Genomic DNA, 16126 nt, shown 5'->3' with positions numbered 1-16126 from the left:
GGGGGAGGGGGACGGTCACAGCCGCTCGATGATGGTGGCGATGCCCATGCCGCCGCCGACGCACAGCGTCACCAGGGCGCGGCGGACGTCGCGGCGCTCGAGCTCGTCGACCACGGTGCCGACGAGCACGGCGCCGGTGGCACCCATGGGGTGGCCCATCGCGATGGCGCCGCCGTTGACGTTGACCTTCTCGATCGGCACGCCGAGATCCCTGACGAACTTCAGGACCACCGAGGCGAAAGCCTCGTTGAGCTCGAAGATGTCGATGTCGTCCACGGTCAGGCCGGCCATGTCGAGTACCCGGCGGGCGGCAGGGGTGGGGCCGGTGAGCATGATGACCGGCTCGCTGCCGACGATCGTGGCGGCGACGATCCGCGCCCGGGGCGTCAGGCCGAGTTCACTGCCGGCCTGTTCGCTTCCGATGAGGACCATCGCGGCGCCGTCGACGATGCCGGAGGAGTTGCCGGCGGTGTGGACGTGCTCGATCTTCTCGACCCAGTGGTAGGTCTGCCGGACGATGTCATCGAAGAGCTGACCGTGCAGAGTGAAGGATGCGGGGAGTTCGGCCAGTCCTTCCGCAGTGGTCTCGGGGCGCATGTGCTCGTCGTGGTCCAGCACCGGGACGCCACTGCGGTCGACCACCGGGACGACGGACTTGGCGAAGTACCCGCCGGCCCAGGCGGCCGCGGCCCGCTGCTGGGACAACAGGGCGTAGGCGTCGACGTCCTCGCGGCTGAAGCCCTCTACGGTGGCGATGAGGTCGGCGCCGACGCCCTGCGGGACGAACCGGCCGTGCAGGGAGGTGTCGGGGTCGTACACGAGCGGTCCGCCGTCGGCGCCCATCGGCACCCGAGACATCGACTCCACACCACCGGCGATGATCAGCTGGTCCCAACCGGAACGGATGCGCGCGGCGGCCGTGTTCACCGCTTCCAGACCGGATGAGCAGTACCGGTTGAGCTGCACACCGCAGACGCCGTCGGGCAGCCCGGCCGCCAGGGCCGCGGTCTTCGCGATGTTGCCGGCCTGGTCGCCGACCGGCATGACCACGCCGAGGACGATGTCGTTGATCCGGGCCGGGTCCAGGCCGGGATGGCGCCCGCGCAGCTCGTCGATGAGGCCGATCAGCAGGGATACCGGTTTGGTGCCGTGCAGCGAGCCGGTGTTCTTTCCGCGGCCGCGCGGGGTGCGGATCGCGTCGTAGATGAATGCTTCGGTGGTCACAACTGGTCCTTTGCTCCGGATAGGCCGGGGGTGCCGGCGGATGAGGATGGCGCGGCCCGCGGGCTGTGCCGTGGGGTGCGGCGGAGAGCGGCGTCGCCAGATGGGTTCGCGCAGCCGCCGTACCGCGGTGATGCCGTGGAGCCGGTTGCGGCGGTACGCACGGCGACGGGAAGCGGAACCAGGACGAGGGTGCGCTTCCAGCGGCGGGCGCGGCGGCGGGGCAGACGCGTCAGACGTGAACAGGTGGTGTGGTGTGTGTGCCCGTCGACGTACGGGCTCTTCCACGGGGGACGCCCCTGGGACGTCCCTGCGGTGGGTGACAGCCCGCTCAGCGGGCCCCGCTGCCCGAAGTGTTACCCGCCGTCGGCGTAGCTGTCCAGCACGGAGCAGTCGCGGCCGTGGTCACGGGCTCACTGCCCAAGGCGCAACCGTGACCGGCCCAGTGGACCTACGGATGCGCTTCGCCGGCCCGTGGCCTTTTCATGGCGGGGAAGCCCACGGTGCAGCCAGGGTGACGGCGGCGCTGTCGGTTTCACAGGCGAACGCAGAACCGTTGCCTTCTTGTCCCTTGCCAGCACACCGACTGCGTGGGGCCCCGGCGCTACCCGCTCGAGCAGTCAAAGCCTGTCCAGCACCGAACAAGGAAGTCGGATGCCCAAGAAGCAACCCATCGGCCGCATCATCAGAGAGCTTGCCGAGCGGGACCCGCAGCGCCCCGCCGTGACCTGTGGCAGGCAGACCATCAGCCGCGAGCAGCTCGAGCGGCGGAGCAACCGGCTCGCCCGCGCCTACGCCCAACTCGGCGTCATGCAGGGCGACTTCGTCACCATCGCGCTGCCGAACTCGGTCGAGTTCTACCTCGCCACCGTCGCCGTCTGGAAACTCGGTGCCATCCCGCAACCCGTCTCCTGGCGGCTGCCGCTCCGCGAGCGGCAGGCGATCGTGGAGCTGGCCGGCTCCGTCCTGGTCGCCGGCGCCCCGGACCCCTCGGACCACCCGGGCGTCACCGGCATCCCGGCCGGCTTCGAGCCCGCCGCGGGCCTGGACGACGGCCCGCTGCCCGACCGGATCTCCCCGTCCTGGAAGGCGCCGACCTCGGGTGGCAGCACCGGGCGGGCCAAGCTCATCGTCGACGGCCACAGCGGTGACATCGACCTCGACCAGGCCCGCGGGATGCTCATGCAACCGGACGAGTGCCAGCTGGTCTGCGGCCCGCTCTACCACAACGCGCCGTTCACCTTCTCCGGCCTGGGGCTGTTCATGGGCCACCACCTGGTGGTGCTGCCCCGCTTCGACACCGCGGCGGCGATCGACGCGATCCGCATCCACCGCGTGGGCTGGATGATGGTGGTGCCCACGATGATGCAGCGCATCTGGCGAGCGGTACAGGAGGAACCCGAGCGGTTCGACCCCTCCTCTCTGCGGGTGGTGTTGCACGCCGCGGCGGCCTGCCCGGAGTGGGTGAAGGAGGCGTGGATCGGTCTGATCGGCCCTGAGCGGCTGTGGGAGATGTATTCCGGCACCGAGTCCCAGGCGATCGCCGCGCTCGACGGCACCGAGTGGCTGGAGCACCGAGGCTCGGTGGGACGCCCGAGGGTCGGCGAGATGACCGTCCTGGACGCCGACGGCATACCGGTCCCGCCACGGGTGGTCGGTGAGATATTCATGCGTGCCCCCCAGGGACACCCCGGCTACCGGTACATCGGGGCCGAGGCCCGCGCGCACGGCGACTGGGAGTCCCTGGGCGACCTCGGCTGGATGGACGAGGACGGCTATCTCTACCTCAGCGACCGCCGCACCGACCTGATCGTCTCCGGGGGCGCCAACGTCTACCCGGCCGAGGTCGAGGCGGCCCTGAGCGAGCACCCCGCGGTGCTCTCCAGCGTCGTCGTCGGCCTGCCCGACGACGACCTCGGTCAGCGGGTCCACGCCGTCGTGCAGACCACCGCCGACGTCGGTGCCGAGGATCTCCTCGGCCACCTCGCGGAGCGTCTGGTCCGCTACAAGATTCCGCGCTCGATCGAGTTCACCGACCAGCTCTTGCGTGACGACGCCGGCAAAGCCCGTCGCGCCGCCATCCGCGACGCCGCCGTCGCGCGCATGGACACCCGCTGACACCTGCGGCTCGCCGCGGTGAGCACAGCGCGGGACCGGCCCGCTGCTCCCCTCCGGCCGACGCCGCACCGGGGACCGCCGAAGCCCGGGCCCGGCCCCACCGGCCGGCGAAGAATGAGCAGCGATTGCTCGACGTCGTCCCGCGGACCACCCGGACCATGGAGACATCTGCAGACCCCGTCGCCCGAGCGGCCCGAGCCATACGTTCGGCGTCAGCTGAGACGCTCTGCCGTCCCCCTGCACAGGGGCGGGCTCCGGCGGTCACCGACCACTGCACTCATGCAAAGGAATCGAGAAACACATGCCCGAAAAGATCGTCGGCGCCGGTGAGCTGAAACTGTGGACCGAGGACTTCGGCGACCCCGCCGACCCCGCCGTGCTGCTGATCATCGGAGGGGTCGCCCAGTCGATCCAGTGGCCGGACAGCCTGTGCCGGGGCCTGGCTGCAAGCGGTCGGCACGTCATCCGCTACGACCACCGCAATACCGGCAAGTCCAGTCTCGTGGACTTCGAGAAGGACCCGTACGACTGCCATGACCTGGCCCGTGACGCCCTCGCCGTGCTGGACGCCTACGGCGTGGACTCGGCCCACGTCGTCGGGCTCTCCATGGGCGGATACATCGGCATGCTGATGGCCCTGGACCACCGCCCCCGGATGCGCTCGCTGACCCTGATCTCGACCAGCTCGGCGATGGCCGCGAACCCGTCCGCCCTGGACGGCGAGCCCCTGTTCTTCTCCCCGCCTCCGGACGCGCGGTATCTGGAGCAGCTTGCCGCGGTGAAGGCCGAGCTGGCCGCCCACCCGCCCACCACCCGCGAAGAGTTCATCGAAGCCAAATACCGGATCTACGCCCTAGTGGCAGGCACCACCGAATACGACCTGGAAGAGTGCCGGCGCACCATGGCCCGGGAATTCGACCGCGCGAACGACCCGGTGCACCCGGACGCCACCGCGTCGGCCATCGCCGCCACAGCCGCCGAGGGCGACCTCGCACCCCGTTTGCGCTCCCTCGACATACCGACCCTCGTCATCCACGGCGCCGACGACCCGATCGTCCCCCTCGAGCACGGCAGGGCCCTGGTCGAGAACATCCCCGGAGCCCAGGGCCTGTTCATCGAAGGCTATGGGCACGCCCTGATGAACGCCGCCGTCATCGAGCAGTGGCGCGCCGCGCTGACCGCATTCACCGGCGGGGCCTGAACCTCGGGGCCGGCCGGCGTCGCACCGGGTCCGTCCAGGGACGGACCCGGTGCGTATCGCGGCTTGTCCGGGTTGCCACCGACGCCGTCGGACCGGGCTGCGGACACCGCTTCGGGGCCGCCTCCCGGGCGGTGCCCTCCTGTCGGATCCAGTGTCATCGCCGGTGACGGAGACCGTCGGGCGCCGGCTCCCGCCGGCGGTTCTCGCGGCAGCAGTCCTGATCGCAGGTGGCGACCGCTTCCTGGCTTCGCGTGGGCCTGCCCGCACCTGGGCGTGCAGGGGATGCGGAAAGGGTGTGGGAGGACCGGCGACCGCCGGTCCTCCCACACCCTTTCCAGCAGGGGGTGTCAGCGGCCGGTCCGGTGATAGCGGAAGCGGAGCTCGAAGGTGCCCTCAAGGGAACCGTTCGCCGGGTCGAAGCGCCGGATATCGGCGATCTCGATACCGGATCCGCGAATTCCCGCGAACTCTCCGGTACCGCCGATGATTTCTCCCTTGCCGTCCGCCCGCGGCCCCGCCGTGGTCACCGCGTTGAGCCTGCCGGTCCAGGGTTCGCCGCTGTCGAAGGCGGGCTTGAAGACCTTGGTCGCCACTTCGGAGGAGTCCTCGAACTGGTTGAGCACGATGGTGCCCCTGCCGGGGAAGAACAGCGTCCACACGGTGTGCGTGAGCATCTTCCCCGTCTCGAAGTCGGTCTCGGGGAGCACTTCCTCGATCTCGGTCGCGAATCCGACGACCTCGCCGTTCTTGTCGCGGATCTTGCTGCCCAGCGCGAAGGCCTTCTGCAGGCGCGACTCCGTGAACTTCGCTATTCCCCCGGGAAAGACAGCCAGGGGCAGGTCGCCGCGATGTGTCTCGAACACACCGTCCCGGGGAACCTCGGCGAAGAAGGACTCCTCGACCCAGCCCCGCCCGCGATCACCCTTCTCGTGTGCCGGATCGGCCCGCCCCGCGTCGGCCGCGTGGGTCATCACCGGAACCATCGCTGTCACCAGCGCGGCACTCAGCACCCCGATGACCATGCGTCGACCGCGCTTGCCGGGCCGACCATGTATCTCAGCCATGAGCACTTCTCTCTGTGGATAGCTTGTGAACTTGCCATCCAAGTGTTTCCGCCCTCCAGGCCATTTTCGAGAGTGATTGTTACTCACCTATGCCGGTGGAGCCCTTCCACCCCTGCCGCGCTGAAATGACTCACGGCTCGGTATCGATCGGCGAAAATGACGGCAAGGGAAATGGGAACGCATCAGTCTTCGTCGCTTCGAAAACTAGACTACGGGCGGCAATTGCATCGCCTTTTCAACAAGGCATCGGCCGCCGTGAAGTGCCGATCGCCCCGTTGTCCATCTTGAGTAAAGACTACTCTGGGGAGCTTGAGTAAAGACTACTCTGGGTGAGGGGAATGAAGAGGGTGACCCTGGTATTGCTTGCCCGGAGTATTCGGGGAAATCCATGCCGGCTCCCGACTCCATGCCGGACCTTGAACCGCGCACTCACCCCGGAACCGCTCACCCCCGAGCAGGCGTTCTCCCGCACCCCGGCCCCATGCGCGGCAGCGTTTCCGCGAAACGGCTGAAGGCTGCGGGATTCCGGGTGGGCTCCACGCCCAGTTCTCCGGTCCGCAGGCCCGGCGGGCACCGAGCAGCAACAGAAGGAACCGTATGACCCTCGAAGCTCCCAACAGTGCACGGCGGGGAGCCGCCGCCCTTTTGATGCGCCGACCGCAGTTGTGGGGAGGAGCCACCGCGGTCGCCGCCGTGGTGATCTTCCTGCTCTCCCTGGCCTACTTCGGCGGCATCGTCGACCCAGGCGAGAAACTGCGGCACCTGCCGGTGGCCGTGGTGAATCAGGACCGCCTGTCGCCCGGGAACACCGCCGGCAAGGGTGCACAGATCGCCGACGCCCTGATCGCCCGCGCCGACAAGGACCAACGGCTGCGACTTCAGCCCATGAGCATGGCCGAGGCCACCGACCGGCTCGACTCCGGCAGCGTGTACGGGGCCCTGGTCATCCCACCGGACTTCAGCACCCGTCTGCACAACCTGCTCGAGCAGCGCGTTGCCACCGCACCCGAGCAGCCGGAGGTGACCCTGCTGACCAACCCTCGTGCCGGCAGTCTCGGCGTGTCCTTCACGAGCGGCGGCCTCCAACCGGCATGGGCAGCCGTCTCCCGACGGATCGGGCACGACCTGCTCGCCCAGCCCGCCGCCCGATCTGCTGCCCCGGCGGCCCGCCTGCTGCTCGCCGACCCGCTGAAACTGACCGTCACCCCCTACCGTCCACTCCCGGCCAACTCCGGAATCGGCCTGTCCGCCTTCTACTACACCGTGCTGATACTGCTGGCCGGATATCTGGGCGCTTCAGTGATCAGCGGCATCTTCGACACCGCCGTCGGTCACGCCTTCGGTGAAGCGCACGCATCCCTGACCTACCGTTCGCCGGTTGCCATCAGCCGTACCCGGCTCTTCCTGGCCAAGTGCGCCACTTCGGCCGCCCTGGGCCCCGTCGCCGCAACCATGATCGCGTCCGCCTGTCTCCTGCTGGGCGTCGACACCCCCCACGCAGCACTTCTATGGGTGTTCACCAGCGCCGCCATCGCCGCCGTCGGCATCGGCCAGCAGGCGCTGGTCGCCGCTTTCGGGTCCCTTGCTCCGCTGCTGGGCACCTTCATCTTCATGGCGCTCGCGCTGCCCTCCTCCGGCGGCACGGTCCCGCTCCAGGCGCTCCCGTCGTTCTTCCGGTTCCTGTCCCTCTTCGAGCCCGCACGGCACATCATCGGCGGTGTCCGCTCGATCATGTACTTCGACGCCCGCGGCGACGCCGGCCTTGCCGGTGCCTGGGCGGTGACCGGTCTCGCCGCATCAGGAGCGCTGCTCTTCGGCCTCTTCGTCACCAGACGACTGGAACTCCGGCCACGACTGTCCGGCCAGACCTTCGCCGCGGTGCGCGGAGCCGCAACGCAGTTGTTCACCGGGCCCACCCCCAGTCCCACGCTCCGGCCCGAGGACGGCGCACACTGCGACTCCGCCGGCCTGAACACACGTCCCGGAGACTCCGCCGGCCTGAACAGTCCTCCCGGACCACACCGGCCCGGTGAACCCGGCCGGTCACGGTTCTAGCGGGCCGAACGAAGAGCGAGGCGGGTGTTGGACTGGGCGACGCCCGCCTCGCCTTTGAGCCGGCGGAGGAGGCTGTCCAGCGCCGCGGCGTCGGCGGCGCGGGCACGGACGAGGTAGTCGTGGGCACCTGTGACGTGGACGACCTCCGTGATACCAGGGAGGCGGCGTACCGCGTCCTCGAACTCTTCGTTGGTCGTGTCCTGGCGCAGAGTGATGTCGATGAAGACGAGGAGACCTTCGCGGGTTCCGGACGCCGCCGGGTCGACCAACGTCGTGAAGCCGCGGATGACGCCCTCGCGGCGCATCCGCCGGACTCGGTCGGCCGCCGCGTTGGCGCTCAGCCCGACCCGCACGCCGAGATCGCGGAACGAGATCCGCGCATCCTCCTGCAGTACGCCGAGAATTTCACTGTCGAGTGCGTCCATGCCGCGATTATCGCGGTAGGGGCCGGGTGCCGGCCGCGCTGATCTCGGGGAGGCCCCATCGTTTGCCGCATGAACGAACTGTGGAACATCGCGGTCCGCGGCGCAGCCGCCGGCCTCGGTGTGGCGATGCCGCTGGGCGCGATGGGCGTCCTGCTGATCCAGGAGGGCATGCGCGAGCGCCGCGGAGCCGTCGCCGCCGCCGGCGCAGTGGCGGTCGTCGACATGGCCTACGCGGCGCTCGCGACGGCACTCGGCCCGCTGGTGGCGTCCGTGCTCTCGGGGGTCGAGGCATGGGTGCGGCTGGTGTCGGCGATCGTGCTGGCGGCCATCGCGTACCGGGGGCTGCGGGCCTCGACCGGGCCCGTCGCCGGATCGGCCGCGTCGGCGGGAACGCCGCCCGCCGGGGCCGTGCGGACCTTCACCCGCTTCGCGGCGCTGACCTTGGTCAACCCCACCACCGCGCTGTACTTCGCGGCACTCACCACGGCCCAGGGCGCGGCCCTCAGCGGAGGCACGGCAGGGGCGGTTTTCGTCGCCGGAGTGTTCCTCGCGTCGCTCGTATGGCAGCAGTCGCTCGTCGCAGTGAGCGGGTTCGCCGGGGCGCGCATCGGCACGCGCGCCCGGGCCTGGACGTTTCGCGTGGGGTACGGCCTGGTGGCCGTCTACGCCGTGAAGGTCGCCCTCCCGCTGCCGTGAACCCCAGAGGGTGGCAGGACCCTCCACGGCACCCTGCGTGCAGCCGGACCCCCAGGGGCTCGTAGGTCATGACCCGGCTACTTCCGGAAACCGGCGGATGCCCGGGACGAACTTGGCGGATGCCCCGGGACCCACAGGGCGTCGGACCGTGGCGGTCGTGCCGCCCCCCTCTTGGTGCGGCCTTCCGCCGGCCAGTGCCGGGAGGGGCGCCCTCAATTCCTGGGGTGCCTCCTGGGGTCGTTCCCCAGTGCTGCGGGCCGCCGGCGGCCGTTACCCCTGTAGGTGAACAGACGGACCGATCTGCGCATGCCGTCCCATCCCACACACGAGGTTGAACTCCATGGCTTCGGCAGTACCCGCCGTACCCTCCCCGCCATCTCACCCCACCACGAGCACAGCGGACCTGCTCCACCTGATCGACACGCCGGCGCTCGTCGGCCGGGACCGTGAACGGTCGGCCGCCTCGAATATCCTGACCGCCCCCAGCGGCCCCGGCGGCGTCATGCTGGTGGGCCCCGCCGGGATCGGCAAGAGCCGTCTGGGCCGCGAGATCGCCGCCGCTGCGCTGCCCTCCAACGGCAGCACGGCCGGACGGGACCAAATCGCTGACATCCCCTCGACGTCTGCCGCACCCCCCGGCTCCGGCCCCGTCACCGCGGTCGACCACCTGACGCCCGACATGGTCGAGCCGACCGCGCAGCGTCTGCTGCGCACCCCTCCGCGTCGCCCGCGGCTGCTGTGGATCGACGACGCACATCTGCTGTCGCCACCGGCGATCGAGACGCTGCGGCTGCTGCTGTCCCGGCGCACCGCCAAGGTGCTGATGGCCGTCAACGCCGACGAAGCCCACCCGCACCTGCATGTGCTGTGGAAGGACCAGTACCTGGCCCGCCTGGACCTGGGCCCGCTGGACGTCTTGGCCTGCCGCCGCCTGGCCGGCGCCCTGCTCACCGGCCGGCTCACCTCGTCCAGCGTGGTCCGCCTGGCCCGCATGTCCGCCGGCAATCCGCTGTTGCTGCGAGAACTGGTGCGCGCAGCCCTCACCCGGCACCTGTTCGTTGCGACCGGCAGCCGGTGGCACCTTCCCGATGTGGTGCCCACGTCGGCCACGCTGCGCGACCTGGTCGCCCGCAGCCTGCAGCCGATCGGAGCCGAGGCCCGCCACACGCTGGAACTCATCGCACTGGCCGAACCCGCCCGCCTGGACGTCCTGGAGAAGCTCGTCGGCCTTCCCGCGCTGGTGGACCTGGAGGATCACGGCCTGATCCACTCCCCGGACCCGCACCCGCACCCGCACCCGGACCCGCACCCGGACCCGCACCCGAACCCGGACCCGCACTCGCACCCGGCACGGCCCGGGCCCACCCTGCCCGATGACCCCGCAGGCCACGCCGACCACAGCGGCGACGGCAGTCGCACCGCACCCGAGCAGCGCTACGTCGTCATAGCCCACCCCTACCTGGGACACGTACTGCGCCAGGACGCCGCCCGGTCGCGCAGCAAGCATCACCTGCGGACCTGGAAGGCAATCCTGCCCGAGGCCGCAGCGCAACCGGCCGCCCAGCAGGTCCGCCTGGCCCAGTGGCACCTGGACGCCGGAGACGTGCCCTCGTACGACGACCTGATCAGTGCCACCCGGCACGCCCTGAACTCCCACGATCTGCCGGCCGCATCCCGACTGGCACGAGCCGCCTGGCACACCTACCGCACCGCCGAAACCGCCGAACTGAAAGCCCGCACCCTCCTGGCCTGTGCGGCCTTCGGCGAACTCGACGCCTTCGCCACCGACGTCACCGCCGACCGCCTCGAGGACAGCACCGTCCTGGACTCCGTACGCGCCAGAGCCTTCGCCCTGGCCGGCCGCTACCGCGAGGCCGAAGCAATGACCGGCCGGCTGCCGGCCCCCGACGCGGCACTCGTCGGCGCCGTGTCCGCCTACTTCCGAGGACACTTCCCCGAAGCCCTCAACGCCTGCGCCCCCCTGCGCAGCCATGCATCCCGCGCCCACCGCATCGAGGCCGGGCTGCTCACCGTGGTCATCCAGTGTCACCAGGGCCGCCCGCTGGACGCCCTGGAAACCTACCGACAGGTCAGCGCCGATGCCGGGCAGCGACCTTCGATGCGACCGCTGATCGAGGACAGCCGCGAAGAGATCCACGCCATCGCCCTGCTGTTCGCCGGGCGCCTCGAGGAAGCCGAGAACCAGCTGGCCCGCGTCTACCACCACGCCAGTCACAGCCACGCCTTGCGCCTCGACGCTCAGCGTGGTCTGGCCCTGGGCTGGGCCCTGTACGAGCGAGGGCGCCCCCGCAAGGCACTGACCTACGTCACCTTCACCCCCGGCTACCAGGTCGGCTGGGAGCCCTGGCAGGTCAGGGCTCGTCTCTCCACCGCGCTCGCCCACAGCTGCCTGCGACACACCGCCGGCACTGAAAGCGACCCGCATGTGCTCACCGACACCCGTACCGGGCACCTGGCGGCCGTGACTCAGATCGTCCGTGCCCGCGCCGCCCACCGTGCCGGCGACCACGTCACCGCCACACGGGCCCTGCACGAGGCCGTGGACGACGCCATGAGCCACCGCGGATACGCCGACGCGGTCGTGGCACTGCACGAAACCGCCCGGTTGGGCCTCGCCGCCCATCCGGCGGTCCACGTCGACCACCCCGTCCAAGGCCCGTTCCTCACCGCCCGGCTCCACTACGCCCGTGCCCTCGCCACCGGCGACGAGGCACTGCTGAGCCGGGTCGCCCGCACCCTCGCCGAGGTCGGCGCCCATATGTACGCCGCCGAGGCCTACGCCGAACTGGCCCGACTGCACCGCCAGGCCGGCCGGGAAAGGGCTGCCACCGCCGCCACGGCCGAAGCACGCACGCTGCTCGAACACTGCGACGACGTCCTCACCCCACCTCTGGGTCTCCTCGGCGAAGCCGCGCCCCTGTCAGCCCGCGAACGCACCATCGCGCACCTGGCGGCACAAGGCCTGACCGACAAGGAGATCGCCGGCCGACTCGTGGTCTCGCCCCGCACCGTCAGCAACACCCTGTACCGCGTCTACCAGAAGACCGGTGCCAACGACCGCCGCCACCTGAGGAAGCTCCTGCCCGCATGAAGAGGTTCGTCACGGGATTCGCCCTGATCTGGCTGGTGCTGCAGATGACCGCGCCCGCCGTCCCGACCCCGCAGGCAGCCCTCGCGGCCCTGGCCGCAACAGCGGCGTGCGCAGCCCTCGTGGCCGTACTCCAGGGCACACCGTGGCGGGAACTACCAGCAGCCCTGGGCCTCACCCGGCCCCGTCCGCGCGCCCTGGCCGTCGCCACCGTCGCGGCAGCCGGATGCCTCTGCGTCTACCCCGTGTTCACCGCCCTGACCGGCCACCGCGTCACACTCCGCGATGATGCCGTGTGGCTCCTGATGGGCGTCTTCGTCTACCACGGCCTCGCCGAAGAACTCGCCTGGCGCGGCTACACCTACGCCCGCCTGCGCCACAAGCGCTCCTTCAACCGCGCCGTCCTGGCCTCGATGCCGCTGCTGGCCCTGACCCACCTGCCCATCCTCCTCACCGCAGGCCCGGCCGTAGGCATCGCCGCCATGACGGTCGCCGCCGTAACCACCTGGCCACTGGCCCATCTCTACGAGCAGGCGGGCCGCAGTATCTGGGCGCCCGCGCTGGTTCACACCGCGATCGACACCTTCAAGCTCGTCACCGTCCCGTCCGAGGCCACCGTGCCGTTCTCGCTCGCTCTCTCGGCGACGGCACTCGCGATGCCACTCGCCGTCTTCCCGCTCACCAGGGGTGTTCGTCTCCGGCCGCGCGAGCTGCGCGAACCGGGGGAGAGGAACGGCACTTCCAGTCGTCGTGCGGCGCCCCGGCGCTGAGCACAGCAACGCTGGGCCCAGGCCCGTTGCGCAGATGGGGATCCGTCGAGTCCCGCTGCGCCAACGGACACGCAACAGGCGACGAGGAAGCCTCAGAGTGAACCAACGCCTTCACGACGGGGCCGTCGTCGCAGGATCCTCGGCTGTATCCATGCGATGTGCGGGACCGTCGGGCCGTGCGCCTGCGCCGCCTGTGATATCAGCGGTGGCTGCGATGCTGACGGCATGACCTCTTGGAACCTGCTTGATCTCGACAAGGCCCTGCGTGCCAGCTGGGCCGCCGACACCTGCTCGCCCGACGACCAGGCCGACTGGCAGCCGGGCAACCCGGCCTGGGGGCACTGTGACATCACCGCCCTGATCGTCAACGACGTCTTCGGCGGTGGTCTCGTGGTCGGCGAGGTGCACCTTGACGGGACACAGCACGGTTTCCACTGGTGGAACAAGTTGCCCAACGGTGTGGAGCTCGATCTGACCCGGGAGCAGTTCCAGCGCGGGCAGACGGTCACGGCTGCTCGTCTCGTCGTGCGTCCGCCGGGCCCGCTGCCCCGCCGCTGGGAGGAATATCTGCTACTGCGTGAGCGTGTGATCAAACATCTTGGTCCGCTTCCGGAACCCGTCTGAGGAGACTGGGTCAGCCGGCCGGGGCGAGGGGGACGACGCCCTGACCGCTGTTGGCCTGGGTCAGCCGCAGTGAGGACCCTTCGGCCAGGACGATGTGGGCCTGGTGCAGGAGCCGGTCGACGGCTGCGGTGGCCAGCGTCTTCGGCATGATCGAATCGAATCCTGACGGACGGAGGTTCGAGGTCACGATCACAGACCGGCGTTCGTATGCCGTGTCGACACGCGGTAGATCGAGGAGTCGGCCTTCCGCCACGACTCGAAGGTCTTCCCGGAGGGCAACTGGGCCACCTTGTGGTGGTTGCAGCGGGTCGCCTCGTCAACTTCCGTGATTGTCCCGCAGATTCGCGTCCGTCAGGACGAGATCGGCCTTCGGGATGCGGACCGTCGCCTCGGAACCTCCCTTCGATTCCAGGTCGAAGGGGATACACGTATGTACTTGCAGGCCGTAGTGGCGTCGCGCGGCGACGACCTGAGGGTGGCGGACCGCGACCCCGGCGACCCGGTCGATGGTCATCGTCTTCTCGTTGTCGGTCAGGCGGACGGCCCGCGTCCCTCATCCGTGCGTACCTCCGCCCGGTCTTCGCGTCGACCCCCGGAGGGATCATTTGTTCGGAACCGGCACGAATGGGTCCACGGAAAGGGAGATCAACTGTCCGCAGAGCAGGCTGACTAGTCCGCCTGCAAGGATCTTGCGCGGTCCGCTCTCACAGGGACCCTGCCAACGTGAACACGGACTCCGCCTGATCCTGCGCTCCGGACAAAGGAGCACTTGACCAGTACGAGGGCCTGAGAAACGAGTTCGCTGCGTCACCTGCCGCCGACTCGTTTCCCACAGATCCTGCCCGAAGTCGGGCAGGATTCTTGAGCCTTTTCGGCCGTAAGTCCTATCGTCTGTGCTGCCGCTCGTTGATCATCGGTCAGTTATGCGGCACCTGACGGAAGCCGACCGCCGCGGCAGTGCATTTCGCGCGGAAGCGTTGACACCCCCCTTGGGGCGCGGTCCCTACGGCTTCCGGGCCAGGTCGCTCGGAAGCCACTGACCGCAACCACGACGAGGGACGGACATGAGCAAGGTGCTGGGCACGATCGAGCGGATCTGGCGGTATCCGATCAAGTCCACCGGCGGTGAGTTGTTGAGCGAGGCCGCCATCGATGCCCGAGGTGTCGCCGGCGACAGGCTCTACGCAGTGCGGGACGCCGAGGGGAAGTTCGGTTCGGGCAAGTCTACGCGCCGGTTCCGGCGTATGCCGGGGCTCTTGCGGCTGCGGTCCCGGTACCCCGGAGAATTGGTCACGCAGATGCCCGAGTTGCTGGACCCGGACGGCGTCCCGGTACCCGATCCCACCGACTACCTGCGACGCTACCTTGACCGGAACGACATCGAAGTGGCTCGCGAGGGCACGGTCTCGCACTTCGACGAGCTTCCGCTGAGCCTTCTGACCACTGCCACACTCGACTGGGTCCGCGCGGCCGTTCCGGGCGTGCCGGTCGATGAGCGCCGGTTCCGGCCGAACCTGCTGGTGCGGACACCGCCGGGCACACCTCCGTTCGTGGAGGACGAGTGGTTCAACAGCACCGCCCGGATAGGCGACACCCTGCGCATCCGGCTCGAGCGCTCCAGCGAGCGATGCGTGATGACCAACGCGGCCCAGCAGGACCTGCCGCACTCCCCACTGATCCTGCAAGCCATCGCGCGGGCCCACGACATGAGACTGGACGTACTGGCCACAGTCACACACTCGGGACGAGTGCGAATCGGCGACACCATCGAACTGGTCTGCGGCCTCGAGCCGTCGCCTGGGAGGGTTTCGTAATCCAGCCGACTCCGCCCGGCGACAGCACATGGACGGCGCCGTGTCATGACCGCACCCCTGTCGGCCTCCGAGCCCGAGGTCTCCATCGACCGGGCGGGTTTCCCCGGCCGCGGGTCGGTGACCTGGAGTCCGCTGGGCCAGTGGCGGATGGCGCTGGTGATGGCCGCCTACTGGTGTTGCAAGCGGCTCACCCCGTGCTCGGTGCGGGCCTGGCGAAGCACCCCACCTGACCACCGGCTGGAATGACTTCCCCAACCCGCCCGGCACCAGACGCTCCGTCATCGGCCTGAAGAGCAGATCGGCCCCCGCTGCGGCGTGTCGGGTTGGCAGGCAGCCGGTGACCGCGGGGCCGTGGCGCCGGCGATCCAGGTGGGGGGTGGAACCGGGCCGCGGCGCCGAGGACATCGGTGCGGTAGCGGCAATCCTCGCCGGTGACTCGGCGCTGGTCTGGTCCGACGGGCTCTTCAGAAGCTGCCCGGTCCAGCCGCCTCCAGGGCCTCCGCCGTCACCTGTCGCAGCGCACGCTGCGTGATCCAGCTGTTTTTCCCGCCGGCCAGGTGCCCCACGGCACGGCTCACCCACTCCGGGCTGCCGAGGAGGTGTAGCTGGCCCTTGTCGAGGAGTTGCCGCAGCAGCGCCTCCAGTCGGAGCGCGTCCACCGCCCGGTACGGGCGCGCGTGCCGCTCGAAACGCAGCGGGCAGTCCTCGTACGGCTGGCGCAGCGTCATGTGCATCCAACCGCCCTCGCGCCCGGCGACCGTCCCCTTCAACGTGTACATGCCCCGCGTGTTCGTGTTCCAGGAGTTCTTGCCCCAGGTGATCCGGATGCCGGACATGATCCTGGACCACGGGATCAACCATCCTTCCGAGTCCGGCTCGCGCTGGTAGAGCCCGTCGGGGCGGAACTCCACCCAGTGTGTGTCCGGACGCGTCGCGTCCCCGATTCCCCAGTGGCCGCCGGTCAGTTCCAACGGCCCCAGCGATGCGCCATCCTCCATCATGTGGTCATTGAAGCACGTGATCTGCGAA

General features: G+C 69.8%; 13 protein-coding genes and 2 pseudogenes. 9 read left to right on the top strand and 6 right to left on the bottom strand.

Annotation, left to right across the window (positions count from 1 at the left end; genetic code table 11):
* Positions 1 to 15: 15 nt before the first annotated feature.
* Positions 16 to 1224, bottom strand: coding sequence for an acetyl-CoA C-acetyltransferase (locus JK359_RS16110; protein ID WP_201836132.1), 1209 nt, complete (start codon positions 1222 to 1224; stop codon positions 16 to 18).
* Between the two features lie 651 nt (positions 1225 to 1875).
* On the opposite strand from JK359_RS16110, the gene JK359_RS16105 reads away from it, so the two are divergent.
* Both JK359_RS16105 and JK359_RS16100 read left to right on the top strand, forming a co-directional pair.
* The gene (locus tag JK359_RS16105) at positions 1876 to 3339 is read left to right on the top strand and encodes an AMP-binding protein (RefSeq protein ID WP_201836130.1); all 1464 of its coding nucleotides are present in this window, start codon (positions 1876 to 1878) and stop codon (positions 3337 to 3339) included.
* A 301-nt stretch (positions 3340 to 3640) separates the two neighbouring features.
* Positions 3641 to 4540, top strand: a complete 900-nt coding sequence (locus JK359_RS16100) for an alpha/beta fold hydrolase (RefSeq protein ID WP_201836128.1) — start codon at positions 3641 to 3643, stop codon at positions 4538 to 4540.
* A gap of 347 nt (positions 4541 to 4887) precedes the next feature.
* Here the strand turns inward: JK359_RS16100 and JK359_RS16095 are convergent, their stop codons facing one another.
* Positions 4888 to 5646: a hypothetical protein gene (locus JK359_RS16095; RefSeq protein WP_201836126.1), complete on the bottom strand. Its 759-nt coding sequence runs from the start codon at positions 5644 to 5646 to the stop codon at positions 4888 to 4890.
* 555 nt (positions 5647 to 6201) lie between these two features.
* Here JK359_RS16095 and JK359_RS16090 point away from each other — a divergent pair.
* Positions 6202 to 7659 (top strand): YhgE/Pip domain-containing protein, encoded by a 1458-nt coding sequence (locus JK359_RS16090; protein ID WP_201836124.1) that lies wholly within the window; start codon positions 6202 to 6204, stop codon positions 7657 to 7659.
* Here the strand turns inward: JK359_RS16090 and JK359_RS16085 are convergent.
* Entirely contained in the window at positions 7656 to 8084 is a 429-nt protein-coding gene (locus tag JK359_RS16085) for an Lrp/AsnC family transcriptional regulator (RefSeq protein WP_201836122.1), read from the bottom strand. The two genes, JK359_RS16090 and JK359_RS16085, sit on opposite strands and share 4 nt — an antisense overlap.
* 69 nt (positions 8085 to 8153) lie before the next feature.
* Here JK359_RS16085 and JK359_RS16080 point away from each other — a divergent pair, with 69 nt between their 5' ends.
* The 4 genes from JK359_RS16080 (at position 8154) to JK359_RS16065 (ending at position 13283) form a co-directional block, all read left to right on the top strand.
* Positions 8154 to 8780: a LysE family transporter gene (locus JK359_RS16080; RefSeq protein ID WP_201836120.1), complete on the top strand. Its 627-nt coding sequence runs from the start codon at positions 8154 to 8156 to the stop codon at positions 8778 to 8780.
* A gap of 340 nt (positions 8781 to 9120) precedes the next feature.
* A complete protein-coding gene (locus tag JK359_RS16075) occupies positions 9121 to 11892 on the top strand; it encodes a helix-turn-helix transcriptional regulator (RefSeq protein WP_201836119.1) in 2772 nt (923 codons plus the stop codon).
* The gene (locus JK359_RS16070; protein WP_201836118.1) at positions 11889 to 12659 is read left to right on the top strand and encodes a CPBP family intramembrane glutamic endopeptidase; all 771 of its coding nucleotides are present in this window, start codon (positions 11889 to 11891) and stop codon (positions 12657 to 12659) included. The genes JK359_RS16075 and JK359_RS16070 overlap by 4 nt, the downstream gene beginning before the upstream one ends.
* A gap of 225 nt (positions 12660 to 12884) precedes the next feature.
* Positions 12885 to 13283, top strand: coding sequence for a YunG family protein (locus tag JK359_RS16065; protein WP_201836117.1), 399 nt, complete (start codon positions 12885 to 12887; stop codon positions 13281 to 13283).
* Between the two features lie 10 nt (positions 13284 to 13293).
* Here JK359_RS16065 and JK359_RS16060 read toward each other — a convergent pair.
* Together JK359_RS16060 and JK359_RS16055 are read right to left on the bottom strand one after the other, a co-directional pair.
* Positions 13294 to 13503 (bottom strand): annotated as a pseudogene (locus tag JK359_RS16060) (ATP-binding protein); the annotation flags it as partial.
* Between the two features lie 99 nt (positions 13504 to 13602).
* Positions 13603 to 13818 (bottom strand): annotated as a pseudogene (locus JK359_RS16055) (IS21 family transposase); the annotation flags it as partial.
* A gap of 529 nt (positions 13819 to 14347) precedes the next feature.
* On the opposite strand from JK359_RS16055, the gene JK359_RS16050 reads away from it, so the two are divergent.
* A complete protein-coding gene (locus JK359_RS16050; RefSeq protein WP_201836116.1) occupies positions 14348 to 15097 on the top strand; it encodes an MOSC domain-containing protein in 750 nt (249 codons plus the stop codon).
* A 45-nt stretch (positions 15098 to 15142) separates the two neighbouring features.
* Positions 15143 to 15343, top strand: a complete 201-nt coding sequence (locus JK359_RS16045) for a hypothetical protein (protein WP_201836115.1) — start codon at positions 15143 to 15145, stop codon at positions 15341 to 15343.
* A 218-nt stretch (positions 15344 to 15561) separates the two neighbouring features.
* Here the strand turns inward: JK359_RS16045 and JK359_RS16040 are convergent, their stop codons facing one another.
* Entirely contained in the window at positions 15562 to 16098 is a 537-nt protein-coding gene (locus tag JK359_RS16040; protein ID WP_201836114.1) for a hypothetical protein, read from the bottom strand.
* Positions 16099 to 16126 lie beyond the last annotated feature (28 nt).

Source organism: Streptomyces actinomycinicus (assembly GCF_016741775.1).
In the GTDB taxonomy this organism is placed as follows: domain Bacteria; phylum Actinomycetota; class Actinomycetes; order Streptomycetales; family Streptomycetaceae; genus Streptomyces; species Streptomyces actinomycinicus.
Note: the sequence above shows the minus strand (reverse complement) of the source record. Positions and strands in the feature narration are given on the sequence as shown.

Bases quoted from the DNA above. Each gene is read 5' to 3' on its own strand.
- JK359_RS16105 (WP_201836130.1), top strand. From the start codon at position 1,876: ATGCCCAAGAAGCAACCCATCGGCCGCATCATCAGAGAGCTTGCCGAG.
- JK359_RS16100 (WP_201836128.1), top strand. From the start codon at position 3,641: ATGCCCGAAAAGATCGTCGGCGCCGGTGAGCTGAAACTGTGGACCGAG.
- JK359_RS16090 (WP_201836124.1), top strand. From the start codon at position 6,202: ATGACCCTCGAAGCTCCCAACAGTGCACGGCGGGGAGCCGCCGCCCTT.
- JK359_RS16085 (WP_201836122.1), bottom strand. From the start codon at position 8,084: ATGGACGCACTCGACAGTGAAATTCTCGGCGTACTGCAGGAGGATGCG.
- JK359_RS16080 (WP_201836120.1), top strand. From the start codon at position 8,154: ATGAACGAACTGTGGAACATCGCGGTCCGCGGCGCAGCCGCCGGCCTC.
- JK359_RS16075 (WP_201836119.1), top strand. From the start codon at position 9,121: ATGGCTTCGGCAGTACCCGCCGTACCCTCCCCGCCATCTCACCCCACC.
- JK359_RS16070 (WP_201836118.1), top strand. From the start codon at position 11,889: ATGAAGAGGTTCGTCACGGGATTCGCCCTGATCTGGCTGGTGCTGCAG.
- JK359_RS16065 (WP_201836117.1), top strand. From the start codon at position 12,885: ATGACCTCTTGGAACCTGCTTGATCTCGACAAGGCCCTGCGTGCCAGC.
- JK359_RS16050 (WP_201836116.1), top strand. From the start codon at position 14,348: ATGAGCAAGGTGCTGGGCACGATCGAGCGGATCTGGCGGTATCCGATC.
- JK359_RS16045 (WP_201836115.1), top strand. From the start codon at position 15,143: ATGACCGCACCCCTGTCGGCCTCCGAGCCCGAGGTCTCCATCGACCGG.
- JK359_RS16040 (WP_201836114.1), bottom strand. From the start codon at position 16,098: ATGATGGAGGATGGCGCATCGCTGGGGCCGTTGGAACTGACCGGCGGC.